We start from the raw sequence: 19,238 nt of genomic DNA on the forward strand, positions 1-19,238 counted from the left end.
TCGGCTCATGAGATTTTCAAGGTGCGTTTCCCGTAAAAGAAAAATACCGCCCATGCAGCATAGCGATGGATTTTGTCGGGTGAAACAGCGGCAAAATGAATCGGGTGTGTTGCGGGGCGGTGAATTTTTCAGGGATAATCCACGGCGAGGCAGTGTTCAAAATGAACACGACCACATCTTGTGGAAAGGTTCAAACCAATCCACAAGAGCAGTGGGATTTACAAGAAAAATACCACTGTGTGTGAAAATCGTCAAGAGGGTTTTGAAAAATTTGTTGAAGTGAAGCAAGAAAAGTATGACACATCTTGTGGCTTTAGGAAAAAATACGCTATGTGAATCAGAACAAATCCCATTTTCTGTCTGCGGTAAATCCTTCTACTGCCAGCTGCAACAGGATGTTGCTTGTGCATTCAAGACGCAGACGGCAATAAAAACGGCAAGATCGCCTGCTGCCAAGTGACCTTGCCGTTTTGTACTGTATTTTGCTAAATCAGGCAGTTGCCCGCGACTTTACAACGCTACGTTGACCGGCAGAACATACACACCGTCGGCGGTGTAGTAGGTGATTTGAGTAACAGTCTTGCCGATGATGGAGGCAAGATAGGTCTCGTCCGTATTGAAGCCCAGCTCGGTGCCGCGCCAGATATTGGTCACATGATGCAGGCCATACTCGCTGCCATCGGCGGTGGTCAGCACTACGCCGTAGACCTTGTTGGCGCTGGTGTCCAGACCAAAACCGGAGAGCTTCATCTCGTAATTCGCGTGGCGGCCATTGGTGGTCAGCTCCACAGTAACACCCTCCACGGTAGTCTCGGTGGCGTGGACTTTGCCAAACTCCCACTTGCCGCTCAACAGGTTGTACCATGCGGTAATGTAGTAGGCAGGAGTCTCGCCGAGCTTATAGTACCGCAAAGCCCTTGACCTTTTTGCCGGAGCCATGCTGTATGTGGTGGTGGAGGAACTGATCCCGGAAATGTCGCAGGGACAGCACTCCAACGTTGGCACGGTACTTTTCGTGGTGGGCTTCAGCGTGATGATGGTGCTGGATGTGGCACTGGGGTAACGGTTGGGGGCTCCCGAAAGCGAAATCTCTTTCGGAATCTCCGAAAATGCCTAAACTTCTTGACAGAGGAGACGGCAGGGCGTATTATTTTGGCAGAAGGACCGTTGAGAAGCGGCTTTTTATAGGGTTGGAAGTTAGCTAAATCTAACTTATCGGTGCACGTGGTGGTTAGATAAATCTAACTATAAAAGGAGAGACAGCAATGCGAGCACGCAAGAATTTCTGGGACAGAAATGCAGGTCTGTATGACTGCTTTATGCGAAAAGACAGGATAGTATACGAAAAAATGTATGAGCTGATCTGTCCGGTCGTGAAAGACAAAACGGTGCTGGAGTTGGCTACCGGAACAGGGCTGATCGCCAAGCACATCGTAAAAGCAACGGCACACATCGAGGCGACGGATGCCTCTCCGGAAATGATTACAGAGGCCAAGCGGGGGAATTACTCTGCGAAACTGCATTTTTCCGTGCAGGATATGTTTTCTCTGCCATACTCGAGCAAATCATTCGATGTGGTAATCGTATCTAACGCACTGCACATCGTGCCGCAGCCAGAAAAATCACTGCGAGAAATCAAACGGGTGTTGAAGGATGACGGTGTGCTGATCGCGCCCACCTTTACTCACGCAGAAAACTCATTTCCCGGCAAGGTCAAAGCCTTTTTCATGAAGCTGGCAGGCTTTCCGCTTCACAGCAAGTGGACGAATGAGGAATACCTGAGTTTCCTGCATCAGAACGGCTGGGCAGTACGAAATAGTGTCGTTCTAAAGGCCTCTTTTCCGCTGACCTATACGGAATGTGTGAAATCGGAGGTGTGATATGTCCTTTTTTGAAAACACCCGAAAGCCCGTAGGCTTTGGCGGGAAGATCATGGTTGCTATGATGAACTTTGGACACAGCGCAATGGCAGAATGGGGGCTGCGCTTTTTAAAGCCTGCCCCGGATGCCATGGTGCTAGACTGCGGCTGCGGCGGTGGAGCGAACATTAAGACACTGCTGAAACTGTGCCCCAACGGCAAGGTGCAGGGCATCGACTACTCAGCTGTCAGCGTGGAAAAAACGCGAAAGGTCAATGCCAGAGCCATTGCGGCAGGACGGTGTACCGTGCAACAGGCAAGTGTGGCAGAACTGCCGTTTGAAGCGGAGCAGTTTGATGTGGTGACCGCCTTTGAAACGGTCTATTTCTGGCCGGAACTTGCGCAGAATTTCAGAGAGGTTTATCGAGTGCTGAAGCCCGGCGGGGTCTTTTTCATCTGCAATGAAGCAAACGGCGAAACAACAAAAGACGACAAATGGACGCAGATCATCGATGGCATGACCATCTATACGGACACTGCACTGAAAGAGTATCTGGAGCAAGCAGGATTTTGTAAGATCCAGAACCACAAAAATAAAAAGGGCTGGCTGTGCATCACAGCACAGAAATGAGGTGCGATCATGTCGAAAAAAGCAACGGAATTTCAAAGAAAAGCAATGAGCTGGATGTACCGGGGCAAGGAAATCTTCAAGCCTTTGAACACCGGCTGGATCGACGAGAATGTTGCCTGCGTGCGCGAATGGGTGGCGAACATCTTCTTCTACCGCAAAGGCGATACGACCATTATGGTCGATGCGGGATATAACTACGACCGCCTTGCCGAAAAAATGGGCTGGCTTGGGATTGATCCGAAGTCGATGCACCATATCCTTATCACCCATCAGGACACCGACCATGTGGGTGCGGTGGAAGCAGACAGTCCGGGGCTGTTCCGGAATGCGAAGCTGTACATCGGCGAGATCGAGAACCGGTATCTCACCGGCGAGGTGCGGCGAAAAGTCATCTATCATCTCTATAAATTGCCGCAGGTCACGATCAACAACGAAAAGGTACTGCTGCACGATGGACAGGTACTTGACATTGACGGCGTCAGGATCGAGTGTTTTCTGGTTCCCGGTCATACATGGGGACATATGGTCTACCTCATTGACGATAAGTACATTTTTATCGGCGACACGCTGTGGTTTGGCGCGGACGGCGGCTACAGTTTTATTTCTGCGCTGGCAGAGGATAACAAGCTGGCAGTGAAGTCTCTGACACTGCTGGAGAAAAAGCTGAAAAAACGCGGACTGCATCCGCTGTTCATTACCGGTCACACCGGCTGGACGGACAACATGGAGTTTGCCTTTGCGCACAAAAATGAGCTGTGCTCGCCCTTCAAGAAAAAAGTCCACGACCCATCGGCACCCTATGATGCCTACGACGAATCGGACGACACCGAAGAAAATGCAAAGAGTGGTTTTCTGAAAGGCGTGGGAAGATGAAGGACAGTGAATTACAAATTGACCGTAGCTGCCATGTGCTATATTCCAAACCCTGCAAAAAGGAAATTCTGGCGAAAATCACTCTGCACTATCCGGAGGTGGAGCGCGAGGCGGTCTGGGAGCAGGTGCAGCTGAGATACGCAGAGCTTCTTTCCAAGTGGCGCACCGACCTCGGCGGTAAAAAGAATTTTCACAACGGCGTAGGCGGCACCTACGACTGCATCGCCATCATGTGCTTTTACGATGTGTGCCGGGATGTGGTCACATTCCGCGAAATGGAAGAGATAGAAGAAAATCTGATCCTGCCGTCCTTCTGGAAGCTGCGATTCGTTGACATCAACAAGCCATTCTGGAAAAAGCTGATGTATCGGGCATTCAGCACCGCCCAAAAGCACTGTGACACATGGCATGATTACGAGATGGATGTTGCGCCTTACGAAAACAGCAAGCCCATCTATTATGAATTTACGGCGTGTCCGGCGGCGGAATTTGCCAAGCGGTTCGGATTTGCGGACATTATGCCCGCCCTGTGCAATGTGGACTATGCGTCCATGGAACTGCTCCATGCCAAGCTCGTGCGGACGACCACCTGCGTGGACGGCTGCCGATGCGACTATACCATCTGCGGCGATAAGGATCCATACGTAAAGGAACATCCCGAATACCGGGATGAAAACGGATATAGGAGGAATAAGTAATGCTTTTACAGGTGATTCTGGAAGGTCTTGGGCTGGGGGCACTGCTGGTTCTGGTCTGCGCTGCGGGCATCCGCAAAGGGGCTGTTGGGATGGTGCATCTTTACCCCATGGGACAACCGTTTGCGAGTATCCAGTCGGGGCTATATGTTAGGTTACAGCGACCTGAAAGACCCTTCCGTCAGCGGTTTTTTCCGGTTTCTCGCCAAGGTCGGTGACAACGGAATGAAAATGCAGATCGTGAAGATCGGATTTGGAGGCAAGCTATGAAAATTCTGGTATATGGTGCAGGCGTTCTGGGGTGCAATCTGGCAAGAAATCTGCTGCGCGCCGGAAAGGATGTCACTCTGCTTGCGCGGGGAAACTGGGCTGCGGAGATCAAGCAGAACGGCCTGCGGATCAAGGACAAATTTTCGCTCCGCACCTCGGTCAGCCGCATTCCGGTGGTGACTGAACTTGCACCGGATGCAATGTACGATGTGATCTTTGTGGTCCTGCGCTATACACAGCTGGATTCCGTTCTGGACACGCTGCGGGCGAACCGGACGAAGAACATCGTTTTTGTGGGCAACAACGTACAGACAAAAGCATTGGCGGCGGCACTTCCGGAAAAGAACGTCCTGTTTGCCTTTGCGCTTTCTGCGGGGCATCGGGAGGTTGACCGGGTTGTCTCCATCGACCTGAAAAAGATCACCATCGGACAGCTGCCGGGTGCAATCTCCAATAAACAGCTGATCGGGCGCATCTTCCACGGCACAAAATATAAGGTCGTTTACGAGCCGAACATGGAGGACTATCTGCTCTGCCATGCCGCGTTTGTGACGCCTGCGGCCTTCGCCTGCTATAAGACAGACGGCGACCTGAAAAAGCTCAGGGGCGATACCGCGTACCTGAACCGTGTGCTGGATGCCAACATCGAGGGATACCGCGCCATCCGAGATGCCGGGCACACCATTCTGCCCAAGGAGGATGCAGACTTTGAAGGGGAGAAATACCGCAAGACCTGCCTGCGCTTTTTCAAGCTGATGTGCGCCACCTCGCTGGGAAAACTCTGCGCCTCCGACCATGCCATGAACGCCATCGACGAAATGAGTGCGCTGAACCGGGATCTTAAGAAATTTTTCGATGAACATGGCGCAGCCTACCCGGTATGGCAGGCACTGGAAACGGAAGCCGGGAGGTGTCTGCAATGAAATACGCCGGGATGCCTATGGGAATGTGGGTGCTGTTTTCAGGCTCCTTTCAAAAGCAGCTGACCGCTGTGCTGGGCTATGATGCAGCCACCGCAAGAGCCATCACGAAAAAGGCAAAGCCGCAATACCGGCAGATCATCCGCAGGCTACCGGAGTTTGAAAAAGCGGACCGCTTCAAGATGAACATCGTCAACTGCGCAATGCTCGGCGCGTTCATCCTCTCCATGCCGCAACGTCCGGAGGTGGACAGGCTGACGGATTACTACGCAAAGTCCATGATGACAAAGCCCATGCAGTGGTTCTGCCGCAAGAGCGGAAAAAGCAAGTTTACCCCAAAGGATATTGCCGCCATGAAGGCCACCGCTGCTCTGAAAGCCGCCGACCGCAACCCCTACTCGTGGAACATGGAATTTTACGAATACCCTGACGGCAGCGGCTATGAAGGACGCTTTACCAAGTGCGGCATCTGTGTGCTGATGAAGGAACTGGGTCTGTACGATCTGACCCCTGCCCTGTGCCATCTGGACTACACCATGAGCGAAGCGGGCGCTGCGACGAACTTTGTGCGGCAGTACACTCTCGCCTCCGGCGGCCCATACTGCGACTGCGGGTATAAAAAGAAGGGCTTCGTGAAAGCTGGAACGGAGGCAGGACGATGAAGGAAACCTATCTCTCCCGTGATTTCCGGGAGACTGTGGCACTGCGCTTTCCCGCGCGGGCAAAGGAACTGAACACCGCTTTCGATATACGCCTGAGTGCGTTGCTGGCTGAAAATGCGGGTGCAAGCAAGGAAAAGCAATATCACCTCAAGCGGCAGATATTGCCGGGCATTTCGGCCTACGAGACCTTGCAGCGGGTCATGCCGAAAGAGGAGGCACTGCAAACCGTTCACGGCTATGTGGAGCACTTGGCGAGAACGAGCCACAAACAGCTTGCCGCCCTGCTGCACATACCGGGGCTTTACCGCCTTGTTCCCGGCGTTTTCGTCAAATCCACCCGGAGCGTTTTCGGCCCGGCGGCGGGCTTTGCCCCAAAAGAACTGCAGACCGGTAACGGCGTCTGGCGTGTGGATATGATGAAGTGTCCCTATCACGACACCTGCGCAGAATACGGCTGCCCGGAGCTGTGCCGCTGCTTTTGTGACAGTGATGACATCAGCTATACCGGGCTGCATCCGAAGCTGATCTGGGAGAGAAGCATGACGCTAGGGCGCGGAAATGACCACTGCGATTTTTGCATGAAAACCATAAAATAGATGCACAGGAAGCGAAGAAAATGAAGAAAGAAGAAACAAAGCGTTTTATCTGCTGGTGCATCGCGGCTGCGGTGTATGAGAAAAAGCACTCTGCGCACCTCGCAGGCTGACAGCGATTGCTGAATTGTCTGTGTTTTTTGCAGAAAGTGCATCCATAGCTTCCGGTGTGTATATATGCTGAAGGATTACCCGCCTTTCCAAGCAAATGATTTTGAATATCTGCGGGGGAGGATACTGATCCTCCTCCCGGAAAATGACATTTTCAAAAAGGAAGATCAGAAACGGTTCGCAGATCTGTTCCGGAAACTGGATGCGGAGATCCGCACAGTTCCGGGCGGTCATGTGGGCTTTATCGTTCAGGCGGAACGGTATCTTGATTTGATGGAAACATTTTTGCAGAGAAATGGAATTTGACAGTTCACGTCTGCGAATCAGTAAGAAAAAGCGAATCTTCAGGAAAAGAGAATGGCTATGCATAAATCACTTTTTGATCTTTCCATAGAAGAAACGACCTCGACTGAAATGCCTCACACCGTGAAATTTTCCAATGAGACAGGAACTGGGAGTATGATTATCTGTCCACTGTTTTTGGGTGCAGAGCTGTATTATAACGATATGCACCTTGCATTCTTTGAGGAAGCCACGGCACCAATGCGGAATGTCATTGAGATCAACCACTGCCGCGTGGGGCGTTACGAGTGCAGTTTTGGGGCAAATAGCTGCTGCTATCTGGCAGCAGGGGATTTTGCGGTGTGTGCAGCGGCGCGCAAAAAGTCGTCCTCCTGCTTTCCGCTGCGGCACTACCACGGCATCACCATCCTACTGGATCTGGATGCGATTTCGCCGGAAATGCGGAAACAAATGGAATGGTACGGCGTAGACCTTGATGTCATACGGCGGTACATCTGCACGGAAAACCGCTGCTGTATCCTGCGGTCAGAACCGACCATTGCCCATATTTTTTCAGAGCTTTATACAGCGCATTCTGTGCCGGACACTGGCTATCTTCGGCTGAAAGTGCTGGAGTTGCTGCATATTCTGACCCGGCTGAAAAACAGGGAAGATGTGCAGCAGACAGAGTATTTCAATCAGCATCAGGTGGAGTGTGTGAAGCAGGCTGCGGCTCTTCTCACGCAGGAACTGACAGTTCGCCGTACAATCGAACAGCTTGCACAGGAGGTCGGCCTTTCGCCTACGGCATTAAAAAGCTGTTTCAAAGGCATTTACGGAAGCTCGGTCTATGCGTATCAGAAAGAGTACCGGCTGCAGCTGGCACAGAAGCTACTACTCGAAACCGATTGCACGGTTGCTGAAATCGCCCATCGGGTCGGGTACGAAAATCCGAATAAGTTTTCTTCTGCATTTCGGGAAGCAGCCGGCATGACGCCTACGGAGTATCGGAAGATGCGTCCGATTGGATAGATTCTGTCGATTTGGTTCTTGCGCAGAAAGTCCGGTTCCAGTAAAATCAGTATCGCGATTAGTTGAAACTAACGCCGATATTCTGATTTTGTGGAGGAAATTGATAATGCGTTTGATGAAAAGAATTCTGAGTGCAGCTGCTGTGCTAGCTCTGTCTGCTTCTCTTCTGGTTGGCTGCAGCAGCGGCACGGCGAGCTCTGTTCCCGTTTCTGCAAGTTCTGCCGCAGAAAGCACTGTTTCTTCCGTAGAAGAGACCGCCTCTTCTGCTGTGGATGAAAACGAAGCTGCCGCTGCACAGTTGCTGAACGACCTAACGGGCAGCTATCAGGAACTGTGGCCGGTGATTCTGGCGGACGAATATAAGCAGACATGGCTGGATGATTGTACCGCTCTCGTGGGCGAGGACAATGCCGAAGCTGCTTTTGAGAAGCTGTCCTCTATGGTGACAGGTGATGTTTACGGCGAAGATGCAGTCAAAGCGTATGCCAACGGCGGCGGAGCCTATTTCTGCGGCTTTACCAATAGCCTTGCGATCTTGACCTTCGATGGTGAAACTTCTACCATTTCCGGCACCGATAAGGACGGCAATGTGCTGTTCTCCCATACCTATCACTATATTGGCATGGAGCCTGTGCGTGGGCTGTATGAGTTTCAAAGCGATGATGCCGATTCCGGCGAGTTCACCTACTTCTTCCTTGCGCCGGACACCAGTGCGGAAACTTACCATATTGAGTTTCGCTATGGTTCGGATGCAGAAGCTCTGAGCCAGTACGATACAGGCGAATATGCTTACTGGCTGGCCTCCGGCATTTCCACCGACTGTGACCAGACGATGATCGACAACTGCATTGAGCTGTTCTGCACCGAAAATCTGGCGGGTTAAAACGCAGAATGTGCTGTGGAGTTGAAATACCACAGCACATTTTTGCCGCAATCTGATTTGAAGGAGGTCTTTCCGTGAAAAAACAGTCCGATCTTTCCCGGCTGATGGGCTACGCCGGGAACTACCGATATTTCACCTACGCTTCGTGGGTGCTGTCTGCGGTCAGTGCGCTGGTGGCGCTGGTGCCTTTTGTGTACATCTGGAAGATCCTGCGGGATGTGTTGAACGCCGCGCCGGACTATGCGCAGGCGGTGAACATCCCCCATTACGGCTGGATGGCAGTGCTGTTTGCGGTGCTGGCTTACCTCATTTACATTGCGGCACTGATGTGCTCCCATCTGTCGGCGTTCCGGGTGGCGACCAATCTGCGGCTGGAGGTTTCCGAACACCTTGCCACACTGCCGCTGGGCTTTACGGAGACGTTTGGCAGCGGTAAGCTGCGCAAGATCATCCACGAGAGTACTGGCGCAGCGGAGACATTTCTCGCCCATCAGCTGCCGGACAAATATAATGCAATGGCAACACCCATAGGTCTGTTGGTTCTTTTGCTTGTGTTCGACTGGCGGCTGGGTCTGCTGAGTCTCGTTCCGGTGGCACTGGGCTTCGTCATCATGTCCGCCATGACAGGAAGGCGGATGGCAGACAAAATGCGGCAATACGGTAATGCGTTGGAATCAATGTCTAACGAGGCCGTGGAGTATGTCCGCGGCATCCCGGTAGTCAAGACCTTCGGGCAATCCGTCTTTTCGTTCAAAAAATTCAAAGCGACCATTGATGAGTACGAAAAGTGGGTCATTGCCTACACCAAAGAGCTGCGGATGCCGATGATGCTCTATACTGCCGCAATCAACGGTGTGTTTGCTTTCTTGATTGTAGGTGGGCTTCTGTTCACCCGGAACGGTGTGACTTCGGAATTTCTGCTGAACCTGCTGTTCTACATCATCATTACCCCGGTAATCTCCCTGACCCTGACCCGCATCATGTACATGAGCGAAAATGAACTCGTTGTGGCAGATGCGTTGGCTCGTGTGGATTCGGTTCTGGATGCGGAACCTGTGCCAGAAAACGATCATCCGCGGCATCCGAAAGATGCCTCTGTGTCCCTGAAGGATGTGCATTTCAGCTATGATGGCAAAACGGATGTTATCAAGGGCGTTTCGCTGAAAATTCAGCCGGGTCAGATGGTGGCTTTCGTTGGCCCCTCCGGCGGCGGCAAATCCACACTGGCAAACCTGATTTGCCGGTTCTTTGATGTGCAGAGCGGCAGCGTCCGGGTGGGCGGAGCGGATGTGCGGGACATCCCCAAGGAAGAGTTGATGGACACCATCTCCTTTGTGTTCCAGAACAGCCGCCTGCTCAAGGGCAGCATTCTGGACAACGTCCGGCTGGGCAGAGCGCAGGCCACCGAAGCCGAGGTGCTGGCGGCGCTGAAAGCTGCACAGTGCATGGATATCGTGGAAAAGTTCCCGGAGGGCATCCATACCGTCATTGGCACAAAAGGCGTGTATCTGTCCGGCGGCGAGCAGCAGCGCATTGCCATTGCCCGCGCCATGCTGAAAAATGCGCCCATCCTGCTGCTTGACGAGGCCACCGCTTTTGCCGACCCGGACAATGAAGCAAAGGTGCAGGCAGCCTTTGCTCAGCTTGCCAAGGGCAAAACCGTGCTGATGATCGCACACCGTCTGTCCACCGTAGCCAACGCCGACTGCATCTATGTGGTGCAGGATGGGCAGATTGTGGAATCCGGCACAAAGGACGAACTGTGCGCGCAGAACGGCCTGTTTGCCCGGATGTGGCAGGACTATCAGGCCTCGGTGCAGTGGAAGGTCGCAAAGGAGGGGTAAGGAATGATCGAAAAAATTCAACACGCCACAGCCAGCTCCCCGGAGGGCGCAAAGGGGCTTGTAAAGGGCGTTCTGGCCTGTGCGTTCCAGAACATGGCGTTCATGCTGCCCACCGGGCTGCTGTATCTTCTGGTAAAAGACCTGCTGGCAGGCTCTACGAGTGAGAGAAGTACCTTTTATCTGCTGGGATGCGTTGCCTGCTTTGCACTGATTTTACTGACCACATGGTTCCAGTACAACGGCACCTATTTTACCACCTATAAAGAGAGCGGCACCCGCCGCCTGACCCTTGCAGAGCGGCTGCGGAAGCTGCCTCTGTCATTTTTCGGCAAGCGAGACCTTGCCGACCTGACAAGCACCATCATGGCGGACTGCGAGGTACTGGAAAAGGACTGCTCCCACTTCATCCCCGGTCTGTTCGGCTCCCTCATTTCCACGGTGCTCATTGCCCTGAGCCTGTTCGCCTTTGAGTGGCGGATGGCACTGGCGGCTCTGTGGGTCATTCCGGTATCCGCTGCCATCGTGGTGGGCAGCTATCGGGTACAGGATAAGGTGCAGGCCAGGACCATGGCGGCGAAAATGGCCTGTGCGGACGGTATTCAGGAGTACATCGAGACTCTCCGGGACCTGAAAGCCAGCAATGCGGAGCAGCAGTATCTGTCCGGCCTTTCCGGCAAAATTCGGGCAGTGGAAAAGCAGTCTATTGTGGCAGAGCTGGAAACAGCGCTGTTTGTGTCCTCCGCCGGCATGGTGCTCAAGCTGGGCATTGCATCGGTGGCGCTCACCGGTTCGGTGCTGCTGGTGCAGGGCAGCATCGACGTACTGACCCTGTTTCTGTTCCTGATGGCGGCATCCCGGATGTACGACCCCATGCAGGGGGCTTTGCAGAATCTGGCGGCGGTCATCGCCATGCGTACCAATGTGGGGCGGATGAATGAGATTCTGGACGCTCCCCTGCAGACCGGCAGCGAGCAGCTGACCAATCAGGGCTGCGATATCGTGTTCGACCATGTGGGCTTTGCCTATGACTCCGGTGAAGCGGTGCTGCGGGATGTCTCCTTTACCGCAAAGCAGGGGGAGGTTACGGCGCTGGTGGGCCCCTCCGGCAGCGGCAAGACCACTGTTTCCCGGCTGGCAGCACGGTTCTGGGATTACCAGAAGGGCAGTATCACCGTGGGCGGCATGGATGTCTCCCGAATCGACCCGGAAAAACTCATGAGCCTGTATTCCATCGTCTTTCAGGATGTGACCCTGTTTGACAACACAATCCTCGAAAACATCCGTCTGGGGCGCAAAGGTGCCACCGACGAGGAGGTCCTTACGGCGGCAAAGCTGGCAAACTGCGAGGAATTTGCCGAGAAGCTGCCGGACAAGTGGAACACCAATATCGGCGAGAATGGCTGCGCTCTTTCCGGCGGTGAGCGTCAGCGCATTTCCATCGCCCGTGCTTTTCTGAAGGATGCGCCCATCATTCTGCTGGACGAGGCCACCGCAAGTCTGGATGTTGAGAACGAAACGGCGATTCAGGAGGCTCTGTCCCGCCTCATCAAAAACAAGACCGTTCTCATCATCGCTCACCGGATGCGTACCGTGGCAGGTGCAGACAAGGTTGTTGTGCTGAAGGATGGCATCGTAGCGGAGCAAGGCAGACCGGATGAGCTTTATGCTCGGAACGGATTGTATGCGCACATGGTTGATTTGCAATCAGCAAGTCAGAATTGGACGATTTAAAGCTATAATAAGAGAAAGCTGTTTCAAAAGGATGCTCTGTCATGGGATAGAACATCCTTTTTGAATACCGTTCAGCCGAAATTTGTACAGGAGTCCATCATAAAAATGACATTCAGGAAAAATGACATTCTATAAACCTATTGCAATAGGATGAAAAGTATGGTATATACATTATACGAAACATTGCTTTGAAATGAACACTCTACCGTCCATTGATGCATAAAAGAGAGGTGCTTGCCATGACCGCCGTGATCTATGCCCGCTATTCATCGGATAACCAGCGCGAAGAATCCATTGAAGGCCAGATTCGTGAATGCACTGCCTATGCGGAAAAGAATGGCATCACCATCGTCAAGCACTACATTGACCGTGCCATCTCTGCCAAAACGGACAACCGCCCGGAGTTTCAGCAGATGATAAAAGACAGCGACAAAAAGCTGTTTGACATTGTGCTGGTCTGGAAGCTTGACCGTTTTGCCCGGAACCGCTACGACAGTGCCCGGTACAAGACCCAGCTGAAGAAGAATGGTGTCAAGCTCATGTCTGCCACCGAGATCATCTCCGAGGGGCCGGAGGGCATCATTCTGGAATCGGTGCTGGAAGGTTATGCCGAGTATTATTCCGCTGACCTTGCCGAGAAGGTCGTGCGTGGACAGACCGAGAACATCCTGAAAGGACGCTGCAACGGTGGTCGTGGAACCTTTGGTTACACGCTGGATTCGGAACGGAAGTTCCATATTGACCCTCTCACCTCGCCTTTTGTGCTGGAATCGTTCAAGAAGTACAATGAAGGCTCCACCATGAAGGAGATCCGGGACTGGCTGAACGAAAACGGCATCAAGAACCCGGTGGGCGGTGCGTTTACCTATAACAGCGTCGAACATATGCTCAAAAACCGGCGGTACATCGGAGAACTGAAATTCCGGGATGTGGTCGTACCGGATGCTATCCCGCCCATCATTCCGCTGGAACTGTTTGAGGATGTGCAGGAGAAAATCGCCAAAAACAAGAAAGCCCCTGCCCGTAGAAAGGCAGAGGATGACTACCTGCTCACCACCAAGCTGTTCTGCGGCTACTGTGGGGCGTTGATGTTTGGCGAAAGCGGCACGAGCCGGACGGGTGAAGTCCACCGCTACTATAAATGTGCCACTGCCAAAAAGCACAAGGGCTGCAAGAAAAAGACCGTCCGTAAACAGTGGCTGGAAGATCTGGTGGTCAACCAGACGATGCAGCTTGTCAAAGACGATGCCGCCATGGAATCTATCATCGCCAAGGTGATGGAACTGCAAAACAAGGAGAACACCAACATTCCCCTCTATGAGAAACAGCTTCGGGATGCTGAATCTGGTATCCAGAATATGCTCAATGCGATTCAGGCCGGTATCCTGACCAGCTCCACCAAGGAGCGGCTGGAGCAGCTGGAAGAAACCAAGCGTGAGCTTGAAGCCCGCATTGCAGAAGAGAAGCTGGCAAAGCCCAAGGTCACGGAGGAGTTCATCCGGTTCTGGCTGCTGCGGTTCCGTAAACTGGACATGAGCCTGAAAGACCAGCGGCAGGCGCTGGTGGATACCTTCATCAATGCGATTTATCTGTACGATGATAAGGTTTTGATAACCTTCAACTATAAAGAAGGAACACAGACCGTGACTTTTGGAGAAGCGGCAGAAGCCGCATCAAAGGGAAATGGTTCGGATTTGGATTGCTTTACTGCACCAAGAAAAACCAGTACACGTTGTGTACTGGTTTTTCTTTTTGTCTGCACGATGGAAGGGGCTCGAACAGGGCGGCGGCGTGCAGCGCCGCAAGCAATCAGCCCAGTGGGCTGTTGCTTAGCCCGCGGGTCCCATCCCATAGGAATGTCTAACGTGGAAGCTGTGCGTGAATGCCGTGAAATCGAAAGATTTCATGGCTTTTTTGCTTTTTCGGCATGGCACGCCGGATCGTTTGCGCCACGCCCCAAAACCGCGCCGTTTCCTGAAAAATTGCACAACCCCCGGGAGCATTTCCGCACCAAAACGGCGAAGAAACGCTCCCGGGGGTTGCTTTTATTCTGCGCTTTTACGCCTTCACATCCCGCTTTTGCAGCAGGAGGTACGCCAGCGCAAACATCGCAGCCAGCCAGAGCACACAGCTGAAAAAGAACAGCGCGTACTGGCCCGCCAGCATGTCGGTGCTACGGTTGGCGTTCATGCCGGCCTGCATCAGGGCGTAGGGCCACAGCAGGCCGAAGCCCTTGGCAGCGGCAAAAATGCCGGTGATGCCGCCAAGCAATCCCAGAAAGATGGGCACCGCAAAGCTGCGGATGACCATGGCCAGCACCAGCTGCGCCGCAATGACCGCCAGTGCGCCCAGCGCCCCGCGCAGCAGAAACAGCGCCAGCACCAGGGGCGGGGTGCCGGGCAGGCGGGCGAACACCTTGCCGCAGAAGGCGTACAGCACGAACACGAAGGCGTGGGTCAGCAATGCCAGCTTGCCCACCACCACGAACTTTGCCGCGAACAGCGCCAGCGGGTGCACGGGCGCGGCCATGATGAAGTTCCAGTTGTGGCCCAGATGCTCCAGCCGCCACAGGTAGGCGGCGTAGGCGGCCACCATGGCCGGGAAGAAGAACATGGAGTAAAACAGGGTGTGCTGAGTCCACAGGCTGTACCAGCCGTCCGTTAAAATCTCCAGATTCTGCAGGTAGTTGAAGGTGCCGTACCCCGCCGAGATGACCGGCAGCAGAAAGAACATGATCCAGATGGGCGAAGCGTGGAGCTTGCGGTTCTCCGCACGGATGCAGTTTTGCAGCATGGGTTATACCTCCTCCGTCTGCACCTTGCGCCAGGCGGCGGCAAACAGCCCGATGCCCAGCAGGATGGTAAAGGCCAGCAGTCCCCAGTTGTGGGCCCGGGTGCCGTAGGTGACCAGATGGCTGGCCTGGTCCCAGTTTGCCACTTCATAAGCGCTCAGCGGGATGTAGTAGCCGAAGGGCACAAAATAGCTGACCAGCGGCGGCAGAAAGGCCGAGAACAGGCCCACCAGCGCCCCCACGATGCCCACGCACAGCGCCGGGAGCGGATTGCCGCACCAGAGCATGAGCAGCAGCTCGCCGAAAAATAGCATCAGGTCCACCGCCAGCGTGCAGACGAACAGGTACACGAACTGCCCTTTCGGGAAGGCTTCGGTGTAGTCGTGCACCCGGCCCAGCACCGGCACGCAGGCAAGCTCCAGCACAGCGGTCAGCAGCACTTCCAGCGTGCCGAACACCGCCTTGCCCGCGAACAGGCTGCGGCGGGTCTGCAGGGTGTAGAGCAGCTTTGCGGTATTGCCCTTCACCTCCATATCCCACAGGCGGGAGGCCAGCACCGCCATCATCACCGGCAGCAGAATGGCCTCGATGACCGGGATGCTGTAGAGCAGGGCGCTGTAGCCGTTGGCCAGCTCCTCGGGGCTGGACGGGGAAAGTCCGCCCACCCACAGCACCACGATGCCCGGCAGCAGCAGGCACAAAAGCAGGTCGTGCCGACGGCGGGCTTTTTGCAGTTCTGCGCGGAAGGCTGCCATCTCACGCCACCTCCCCGTCGCCTTTGGTCAGGCTGAGGAAGATCTCCTCCAGATTCTTCGTCTGGCTGGTCAGGCCCACCACCCCGGCCCCGCTCCCGGCAAGGGCACCGACGAGGGCTGCCAGCGCTTCGTCCGGCATCGGCGGCAGTTCCAGCGTGTCCGGCTGGACGGGCCGGGTCACGGCCCGGATGCCCTGCGCCTGCAGCACGGCGGCGGCCCGCTGTGCGTCCAGCACCCGCAGCAGCACGCCGCCCCGGGCGTGGCGCTGCAGCGCGGCAAGCGGGCCTTCGAACAGCAATTTGCCGTGGTTCAGGATGCCCACCTGCGACACCATCTGCTCCATCTCGCCCAGCAGGTGGCTGGAGATGAGCACGGTGGCACCGGTGCTCTCCGGCATGGCGGCGATGAGACTGCGCATCTCCTGAATGCCCGCCGGGTCCAGCCCGTTGGTGGGCTCGTCCAGAATGAGCAGCTTCGGGCTGCCCAGCAATGCCGTGGCGATGCCCAGCCGCTGCTTCATGCCGAGGGAGTACTGCCCCACTTTCCGGTTCGCGGCGCTGGTCAGGTGCACCACGTCCAGCACCCGATCGATGTCCCTGCGCTCCACGCCTTTCAGGTCGGCGGCAATGGCAAGATTCTCCCGGGCGGTCAGGTGCAGGTAGCCCGAGGGCGACTCGATCAGGCTGCCGGTCTGCCGCAGCAGGCCGATGCGGTTTTCTTCGTTCAGGGTGTGGCCCAGCAGCTCCACGCTGCCGCCGGTGGGGTGCACAAGGCCCAGCAGCATCTTCATGGTGGTGGATTTGCCTGCGCCGTTGGGGCCGAGAAAGCCGTAGACGCAGCCCTGCGGCACGGTCAGGTCCAGATGGTCCACGACGGTGCGCCCGCCGTAGCTCTTGCACAGGCCATGGGTCTCGATGACAGGTTTCATAGCAGTTCGCTCCTTTTCGTTTGTGGTCTACGCTGTCATCTTACACCCGCCGCCTTAATTGGACCGGAAGCCCAGCTTAATCTGCGCTTAAATTTGCGGGCATTCGCCCTTGCGGGGGACAAAGTGTGTTATAGTAAGAGCGAAAGAAAGGGCGCGGCCCGGCAGGCTGCCTGCCAAAGGCTCTCCCCTCGGGAGAGCTGGCGCGAAGCGCCTGAGAGGGTTTACACTATGACCACCATCTATGACGCCAGACTTCTCCTCGTGGACGACAACGCCGACCTTTTGCGGCTGCTGTGCGAGCAATTGCAGGACGCCGGGTACCGCCATATCCGCACGGCGCAAAGCTGCTCGGCGGCAAGAGCCTGCTTTGCCGCCGAGCAGCCGGAGCTGATGATTTTGGACATCAACCTGCCGGACGGGGACGGCTTTTCGCTGTTCCGGGCCCTGCGGGCCAAAGCGGATGTGCCCGCGCTGTTCCTCTCGGCCCGGGACGCCGACGCCGACCGGCTGTTCGGGCTGGGCCTTGGCGCGGACGACTACCTGACAAAGCCCTTCCTGATGCAGGAGCTTTTGCTGCGGGTGCAGCACATTTTGCAGCGGGCCTACCGGGCCGAGCTGTCCCGCACAAAGCGCGATGCTTTGCGGCTGGGCGGGCGCAGCGTCGATCTGAACGACGCCCTCGTCACCCTGCCGGACGGCAGCACCCTTGCCCTCACGGCCACCGAGCTGGCTTTGCTGCGCAAGCTGGCCGAGAACCGGGGCCACATCGTCACCTACGACGCGCTGTGCACCGCCGTGTGGGGCGCGGATTACTACGGTTACGAAAACAGCCTGAACGTCCACATCCGCCACCTGCGGGAAAAGCTGGAAGAACAGCCCAGCCGCCCGCAGCACCTGCTCACGGTGCGCAGCATCGGCTACAAGCTGGCAAAGGAGGAAACGGCATGAAGACCTTCGGGCGGCTCATCCGGCGGTATGTGCTGGCAGCAGTGGGCATGGTGTTGGTGCTGGCGGTGCTGTGTGTCGGGTTCATCGTCTGGCTGGGCTGGCGGGAGAGCACCCACACTCCGCAAGCAGAATATTCCTCCGGCGTCATCGCGGACGCCATGGTGCAGACGGCGCAGGGCCTTGCCTTCGGGCCGGAGCACACCCCGGAAGAATGGATGGACGGCTACGCCTGGGCCATGGTGCTGGACGATGACGGCGATGTGGTGTGGAGCTATGCCCTGCCGGAGCATCTCGCCCGCCGCTACACCCCCGCCGACGTGGCCCGCTTTGCCCGGTGGTACCTCGATGACTACCCGGTGTTCTGCTGGACCGAGGACTACGGCCTGTTCGTCATCGCAATGCCGCAGGGCAGCATCTGGAAGTATAACCTCTACAATTCGCCCCAGCTGCTCACCGACGTGGTGAACAGCATCCTGCCGGCGGCGCTGTGCCTGCTGGCGCTGGGGCTGGCGGTCTGTCTGCTGGTGAGCGGGCGCGGCGCAAAGCAGCTGCGGACGGTGGCCGCCGGGCTGGATGCGCTGGCCGAGGGCCAGCCCGTGCAGCTGCCCACCGACGGCTTTGCCGGGGAGGTGGCCGAAAAGCTCAACCAGACCAGCGCCCACCTGCAAAAGCAGGGCGAGATGCTCGCCCGGCGGGACACCGCCCGCACCCAGTGGATCGCGGGGGTCAGCCACGATGTGCGCACCCCGTTGGCCCTCATTCTGGGCTGGGCCGAACAGCTGGAACGGGACCCTTCCCTGCCCGACAGTGCTCGGCAGAAGGCAGGCGGCATCCGCACTCAGAGCGAAAAGCTGCGGTCGCTCATTGATGACCTGAACCTCACCAGCAAGCTGCAGTACGGCGCACAGCCCTTGCGGCGGCAGACTCTTGCCGCCGGGCCGCTGGTGCGGCAGCTGGCGGCGCAGTTCTGCGAGAGCCCGCTGGCCGACCGGTGCGAGCTTTCCCTCACCCAGACCGAAGCCGCCGAGCGCGCCCTGCTGGACGCCGACCCGGCGCTGCTGGGCCGTTTGTTGGAAAACCTGCTGAACAATTCGGTGCGGCACAACGCCGGGCCGGTGAAAGTGAGCCTTTGCACCGAGGTGGTGAGCGGGCGGCTCTGCCTGACCGTCACCGATGACGGCACGGGTTACCCGTCGCAGGTGTTGGCGGCCCTGCACGAGCCGGAACCCGGCGAGAATGCCCCGCACATTTTGGGCCTGCATGTGGTGGAGCAGATCGCCGCCGCCCACGGTGGGCAGGCGGTGTTTGGGCAGGCCGTGCCCCACGGGGCCAAGACCACGGTGTGGCTGCCGCTGCACCCAGAAAAATAAGAATAAGAAAAAGATAAAACGAAAGCAGCCGCTTCCCCTTTTTGCGAGGAAGCGGCTGCT

The 19,238-nt window shown here is 56.0% G+C and carries 21 protein-coding genes and 1 pseudogene; 18 read left to right on the forward strand and 4 right to left on the reverse strand.

Features of this window, described 5'->3' with window-relative positions; all coding sequences use genetic code 11:
- Positions 1 to 283: hypothetical protein (locus CGS49_RS14300; RefSeq protein WP_207653399.1), on the forward strand; the 283-nt coding region annotated here is incomplete at its 5' end.
- A gap of 227 nt (positions 284 to 510) precedes the next feature.
- On the opposite strand, the gene CGS49_RS06995 is transcribed toward CGS49_RS14300, so the two are convergent.
- Positions 511 to 912 carry a hypothetical protein gene (locus CGS49_RS06995; RefSeq protein WP_242700301.1) on the reverse strand — a complete coding sequence of 134 codons (402 nt, stop codon included), beginning with the start codon at positions 910 to 912 and terminating at the stop codon, positions 511 to 513.
- A gap of 25 nt (positions 913 to 937) precedes the next feature.
- Between CGS49_RS06995 and CGS49_RS14545 the strand changes: the two genes are divergently transcribed.
- The 15 genes and pseudogenes from CGS49_RS14545 (at position 938) to CGS49_RS07070 (ending at position 14,521) form a co-directional block, all read left to right on the forward strand.
- Positions 938 to 1,063 carry a hypothetical protein gene (locus CGS49_RS14545; protein WP_005927484.1) on the forward strand — a complete coding sequence of 42 codons (126 nt, stop codon included), beginning with the start codon at positions 938 to 940 and terminating at the stop codon, positions 1,061 to 1,063.
- Positions 1,064 to 1,265: 202 nt separating this feature from the next.
- Complete coding sequence (locus CGS49_RS07005) at positions 1,266 to 1,880, forward strand: class I SAM-dependent methyltransferase (protein WP_005927487.1); 615 nt, start codon at positions 1,266 to 1,268, stop codon at positions 1,878 to 1,880.
- 1 nt (position 1,881) lies between these two features.
- The gene (locus CGS49_RS07010; protein WP_097784008.1) at positions 1,882 to 2,490 is read left to right on the forward strand and encodes a class I SAM-dependent methyltransferase; all 609 of its coding nucleotides are present in this window, start codon (positions 1,882 to 1,884) and stop codon (positions 2,488 to 2,490) included.
- Positions 2,491 to 2,499: 9 nt separating this feature from the next.
- Positions 2,500 to 3,363, forward strand: coding sequence for an MBL fold metallo-hydrolase (locus CGS49_RS07015; protein WP_005927492.1), 864 nt, complete (start codon positions 2,500 to 2,502; stop codon positions 3,361 to 3,363).
- Positions 3,360 to 4,061, forward strand: coding sequence for an L-2-amino-thiazoline-4-carboxylic acid hydrolase (locus CGS49_RS07020; protein WP_097801163.1), 702 nt, complete (start codon positions 3,360 to 3,362; stop codon positions 4,059 to 4,061). The genes CGS49_RS07015 and CGS49_RS07020 overlap by 4 nt, the downstream gene beginning before the upstream one ends.
- A gap of 102 nt (positions 4,062 to 4,163) precedes the next feature.
- Positions 4,164 to 4,328 (forward strand): annotated as a pseudogene (locus CGS49_RS14450) (class I SAM-dependent methyltransferase); the annotation flags it as partial.
- Entirely contained in the window at positions 4,325 to 5,251 is a 927-nt protein-coding gene (locus tag CGS49_RS07030) for a ketopantoate reductase family protein (protein ID WP_097801164.1), read from the forward strand. The pseudogene CGS49_RS14450 and the gene CGS49_RS07030, both read left to right, overlap by 4 nt.
- The gene (locus CGS49_RS07035; protein WP_005927508.1) at positions 5,248 to 5,910 is read left to right on the forward strand and encodes an L-2-amino-thiazoline-4-carboxylic acid hydrolase; all 663 of its coding nucleotides are present in this window, start codon (positions 5,248 to 5,250) and stop codon (positions 5,908 to 5,910) included. The genes CGS49_RS07030 and CGS49_RS07035 overlap by 4 nt, the downstream gene beginning before the upstream one ends.
- Positions 5,907 to 6,506 (forward strand): L-2-amino-thiazoline-4-carboxylic acid hydrolase, encoded by a 600-nt coding sequence (locus CGS49_RS07040; RefSeq protein WP_005927511.1) that lies wholly within the window; start codon positions 5,907 to 5,909, stop codon positions 6,504 to 6,506. The genes CGS49_RS07035 and CGS49_RS07040 overlap by 4 nt, the downstream gene beginning before the upstream one ends.
- Positions 6,507 to 6,680: 174 nt before the next feature.
- The gene (locus CGS49_RS07045; protein WP_005927518.1) at positions 6,681 to 6,920 is read left to right on the forward strand and encodes an alpha/beta fold hydrolase; all 240 of its coding nucleotides are present in this window, start codon (positions 6,681 to 6,683) and stop codon (positions 6,918 to 6,920) included.
- A gap of 51 nt (positions 6,921 to 6,971) precedes the next feature.
- Complete coding sequence (locus CGS49_RS07050; RefSeq protein ID WP_005927522.1) at positions 6,972 to 7,928, forward strand: helix-turn-helix domain-containing protein; 957 nt, start codon at positions 6,972 to 6,974, stop codon at positions 7,926 to 7,928.
- A 268-nt stretch (positions 7,929 to 8,196) separates the two neighbouring features.
- Positions 8,197 to 8,811, forward strand: coding sequence for a hypothetical protein (locus CGS49_RS07055; protein ID WP_005927524.1), 615 nt, complete (start codon positions 8,197 to 8,199; stop codon positions 8,809 to 8,811).
- Between the two features lie 74 nt (positions 8,812 to 8,885).
- Positions 8,886 to 10,655, forward strand: a complete 1,770-nt coding sequence (locus tag CGS49_RS07060; RefSeq protein WP_179859046.1) for an ABC transporter ATP-binding protein — start codon at positions 8,886 to 8,888, stop codon at positions 10,653 to 10,655.
- A 3-nt stretch (positions 10,656 to 10,658) separates the two neighbouring features.
- A complete protein-coding gene (locus CGS49_RS07065; RefSeq protein ID WP_005927528.1) occupies positions 10,659 to 12,386 on the forward strand; it encodes an ABC transporter ATP-binding protein in 1,728 nt (575 codons plus the stop codon).
- A 239-nt stretch (positions 12,387 to 12,625) separates the two neighbouring features.
- Positions 12,626 to 14,521, forward strand: coding sequence for a recombinase family protein (locus CGS49_RS07070; RefSeq protein WP_242975405.1), 1,896 nt, complete (start codon positions 12,626 to 12,628; stop codon positions 14,519 to 14,521).
- Here the strand turns inward: CGS49_RS07070 and CGS49_RS07075 are convergent.
- The 3 genes from CGS49_RS07075 to CGS49_RS07085 are packed head-to-tail and all read right to left on the reverse strand — an operon-like array spanning position 14,445 to position 16,860.
- Positions 14,445 to 15,179, reverse strand: a complete 735-nt coding sequence (locus tag CGS49_RS07075; protein WP_097801165.1) for an ABC transporter permease — start codon at positions 15,177 to 15,179, stop codon at positions 14,445 to 14,447. The two genes, CGS49_RS07070 and CGS49_RS07075, sit on opposite strands and share 77 nt — an antisense overlap.
- A 3-nt stretch (positions 15,180 to 15,182) precedes the next feature.
- Positions 15,183 to 15,932: an ABC transporter permease gene (locus tag CGS49_RS07080; protein ID WP_097801166.1), complete on the reverse strand. Its 750-nt coding sequence runs from the start codon at positions 15,930 to 15,932 to the stop codon at positions 15,183 to 15,185.
- Between the two features lies 1 nt (position 15,933).
- Complete coding sequence (locus CGS49_RS07085) at positions 15,934 to 16,860, reverse strand: ABC transporter ATP-binding protein (RefSeq protein WP_097801167.1); 927 nt, start codon at positions 16,858 to 16,860, stop codon at positions 15,934 to 15,936.
- 228 nt (positions 16,861 to 17,088) lie between these two features.
- On the opposite strand from CGS49_RS07085, the gene CGS49_RS07090 reads away from it, so the two are divergent.
- Both CGS49_RS07090 and CGS49_RS07095 read left to right on the forward strand, forming a co-directional pair.
- Entirely contained in the window at positions 17,089 to 17,808 is a 720-nt protein-coding gene (locus CGS49_RS07090; protein ID WP_097801168.1) for a response regulator transcription factor, read from the forward strand.
- Positions 17,805 to 19,178, forward strand: coding sequence for a sensor histidine kinase (locus tag CGS49_RS07095; RefSeq protein ID WP_097801169.1), 1,374 nt, complete (start codon positions 17,805 to 17,807; stop codon positions 19,176 to 19,178). The genes CGS49_RS07090 and CGS49_RS07095 overlap by 4 nt, the downstream gene beginning before the upstream one ends.
- Positions 19,179 to 19,238 lie beyond the last annotated feature (60 nt).

Origin of the sequence: Faecalibacterium langellae (assembly GCF_002549775.1) — a bacterium.
Classification (GTDB): Bacteria; Bacillota; Clostridia; order Oscillospirales; family Ruminococcaceae; genus Faecalibacterium; species Faecalibacterium langellae.